The organism is Pedobacter punctiformis, from assembly GCF_027213715.1.
GTDB classification, from domain to species: domain Bacteria; phylum Bacteroidota; class Bacteroidia; order Sphingobacteriales; family Sphingobacteriaceae; genus Pedobacter; species Pedobacter punctiformis.
In genome coordinates, this window is record NZ_JAPWGM010000013.1 from 1 (window position 1) to 3,966 (window position 3,966).

Genomic DNA, 3,966 nt, shown 5'->3' on the forward strand with positions numbered 1-3,966 from the left:
AGGTGTAGTTGGTGTTCAGGGAATGCCTGGCACAAGCGGAGCACCTGGTACTCCGGGATCAGGTACGCCTGGTGCACCTGGCACAGGGGTTACGATTGTAACGAATGACAGTGGTACCTGGGTTTATAATCCAACGACGAATACCTGGACCAATATCAATGGTCCAAAAGGAGACAAGGGTGATAAAGGAGATGCAGGAATAGTTGGAGTTCAGGGCATGCCTGGCACAAGCGGAGCACCTGGTACTCCGGGCTCAGGTACGCCTGGTGCACCTGGAACAGGAGTTACGATTGTAACGAATGACAGTGGTACCTGGGTTTATAATCCAACGACCAATACCTGGACAAACATAAACGGTCCGAAAGGAGATAAAGGCGATGCAGGTGTAGTTGGAGTTCAGGGTATGCCTGGCACAAGCGGAGCACCTGGTACTCCAGGCTCCGGCACTGCTGGAGCACCTGGGACAGGGGTTACGATTGTAACGAATGACAGTGGTACCTGGGTGTATAACCCAACAACGAATACCTGGACGAATATTAATGGTCCAAAAGGAGACAAGGGTGATAAAGGAGATGCAGGAATAGTTGGAGTTCAGGGAATGCCTGGCACAAGCGGAGCACCTGGTACTCCGGGCTCAGGTACGCCTGGTGCACCTGGAACAGGAGTTACGATTGTAACGAATGACAGTGGTACCTGGGTTTATAATCCAACGACCAATACCTGGACAAACATAAACGGTCCAAAAGGAGACAAGGGAGATACTGGAGCACAAGGCCCAATTGGTTTAACAGGTGCAACAGGGCCAGCGGGTGCCCAGGGTACTCCTGGAGTAAACGGAGTTGATGGTGCTCAGGGCCCTATTGGTCCAACCGGAGCACCTGGAGCTCAGGGTCCTCAAGGAGATAAAGGCGATACTGGAGCACAAGGTCCAATCGGATTAACGGGAGCGCCTGGCGCCGCAGGTCCTCAGGGTCCAAAAGGAGATACAGGTACGACTGGAGCACAAGGTCCAATCGGATTGACTGGAGCACCGGGTGCAGTTGGAGCTCAAGGTTCAAAAGGAGATACAGGAACAACAGGTGCACAAGGTCCAATCGGATTAACGGGAGCGCCGGGGGCTACTGGTCCTCAGGGTCCTCAAGGAGATAAAGGCGATACTGGAGCACAAGGTCCAATCGGATTGACTGGAGCACCGGGTGCAGTTGGAGCTCAAGGTCCAAAAGGAGATACAGGAACAACAGGTGCACAAGGTCCTATTGGTTTAACGGGAGCGCCAGGCGCAATGGGTCCTCAGGGTCCAAAAGGTGATACAGGTACTCAAGGTGGCATAGGTTTAATTACTGATGGGCTTAATACTACAGTTACCGGAAACGGAACAGTTGCAACTCCATACAAGATTAATACTCCAACAACTACCTTAAGTCAGAATACTACGACTGGAGCTGTTACTTATACAAATGAAGCGGGAGCCGCAGTAACTGCACAATTGAAAAGTGCTAATACACCTAATATTTTGAAAGTAGGTACAGACGGGGGCTTATTACTGGCGCCAACTGATGTATTAACATCTGCAAGTGCAAATAACGGATTAACGGTTACAACAGGGGTAGTTCAGCTTGGCGGACCTTTAATTAAACCAACTACTGTTACTGCAGATGCAACAAATACTTTAGCTGTAGGAGGTTTGCAAACCGGTAATAGTACATATATCTTTAATGGAAGTGCGTATACATCAACTGCTGATCGCATTGTGGTAGCCGATCCAAGTACAGGCGTATTAAAACAAGTTAAAGCAGCAATGCCTAAATTTTTCTATGCACCATCAGTAGTTGTTCCTACACATGATGTGAACGGAATACCATTGACAGGAACGAGAACTTTAAATATTTATACTTTCTATTCGCAGCAATTTGGATTTACATCATCTACAAATCAAGCTAGAAGTAATGCAAGTTCATCTCTGCCAGTTTTAGCACCTGGTGATCTGGATTATTTTGTAACTTACTTTGATAGTAATGTATTCAATACGGTTACGGTGTCTGCAGCAGGTGTAATTAGTTACACAGTTAAATCTACAGCTATAGCAACTGAAGCTTCATTTATGAATATAGTATTCAAGGTAAAGGACTAATATTCTATAAATAGAAAAATGAAAAATCAATTTATTACATATTTTAATTTTTTGAAGGGCATTAATGGTCCTTCAAAAAAATTAAAAACAGGGATTAGTTTAGTCTTATTTTTGTTAATTGCAAATGTTAAACCTGTAAAAGCGCAGTTGTTTGGTGATTTTCCATATAATCAAACATTTTTATCAACTACACAACCTCCTGAGGTGACTAAGCCTACAGGTGCAGGAGCAAATGCAGCTACTTTTACCACGACAGGATTACAATTAACACCTGCTCAAACTTCTCAATTTGGAGCAGTTTTTATCAATGACAAACAATTTAATACCTCAGTAGGGATTAAAATCTCTTTCGAATACGCTATATATGGAGGTACAGGGGCCGATGGTCTTTTACTTTTTTTATATGATGCTTCAGTTACTCCGGTAATTGGTGCAAAAGGCCGTAGTATGGGCTATGCTTATCTCAGAGCAAGAGATATATATAGTTCAGAACGAAAAGATGGTCTTAGCGGGGCATATTTAGGGATAGCGTTTGACTCTTATGGAAACTTTAAGAATGCACCTTTTCAGGGTGATGCCCGTCTCAACGGTATTTCTGGTGTAACCTGGTCAAATGCAATGAGTCATATAACCTTAAGAGGAGCAAAAGGTAAATTTATCGATAATAACGGTAGAGAACTTGGTCGTACGGGTTATCCGGTATTAAGAACACAGAGCACACTTTCTCCCCCTTCTGCAACCCGGGGAGGAGCAGTACTTACACCAGCAGGTGGCTATAGTTACTTAAATGGGATAGCTGATAATTTTAATTTACGCTCTGGTGCTTATACTACAGATCCAACCGATCCGAATTATAGAAAGGCTTTTATTGAACTGATACCAAACGCTGCAGGCGGATTTAATGTAACGGTTAAAATACAACACCAAAGTACGGTTACTACGGTAATCGATAATTATTGGTATAGAGCAGATGCAAATCTCCTTTATACAGAAAATGCAAATCCGGTAACAACCGATTATAATGCTTCTGATACTCAAGGAATAAACAGTGTAAATACTTTAGATAGCAGGGTGCCTGCAAGTTTTAGAATGGGTTTTGCGGCAACAACTGGAGGACTAACCGATATCCATAAAATATGGAAATTAAATGTGGTTTTGCCTTATGCGGCAGAGGCTGCTGATGATAATGCTGCAACCTGTAAAAATGCACCTGTTATTATTGACCCTTATGCTAATGATGTTGCTTATACAGGACCAACATCCGGTACACCTACCAGCTCATCAGCCAATATAGATTTTAATGCATTTCAATTTCTAAAAGCGGATGAAACTCCAGAAACGAATCCTTTTTCTGTAACCAATACGCAGGGCACATTTACGTACGATTCTGCTACCGGAAAGATAACTTTTATACCTAAAGCAGGCTTTGTTGGTACAGCCTCTATAGCCTATAATATAAAAGGTAAAAATAATGGCATAAATCAGCCTTATGGGGATGAGGGTTTCCGTTCCGGAGTAGCAACGGTTTATGTGAGCGTGAAGAAGTGCCAGGTAATTACAAATCCAATGTTGCCTTCTCAAAGTAATCAAAATTAACAATCGATAGGATGTCAGGCCATTATATAAAAATATTTATTTCATCCCTATTAATTTTAGTAGGTTTAGACAGTTTGGCCCAAAGTGGTTCTGGGAGTATGACGGTTGATGAGTCTGTGGTTGTGGTTTCTGCGGGTACGACCGAGCAGCGCTTTAGCGAGGGCACTTACTTTGGCCCGAAAGCGAACTGGGAGATCAACGGTACGCTGGAGATTTACAGTAAAAATGTCTGGATTGCT

2 protein-coding genes and 1 pseudogene are annotated in these 3,966 nt (G+C 43.4%); all 3 read left to right on the forward strand.

Annotation, left to right across the window (positions count from 1 at the left end; genetic code table 11):
* On the forward strand, positions 1 to 2,131 hold a 2,131-nt coding region (locus O0955_RS18145), incomplete at its 5' end, for a hypothetical protein (protein ID WP_428982474.1).
* 18 nt (positions 2,132 to 2,149) lie between these two features.
* Positions 2,150 to 3,727: a hypothetical protein gene (locus O0955_RS18150; RefSeq protein WP_269428974.1), complete on the forward strand. Its 1,578-nt coding sequence runs from the start codon at positions 2,150 to 2,152 to the stop codon at positions 3,725 to 3,727.
* Between the two features lie 11 nt (positions 3,728 to 3,738).
* Positions 3,739 to 3,966, forward strand: a pseudogene (locus tag O0955_RS18155) (gliding motility-associated C-terminal domain-containing protein); the annotation flags it as partial.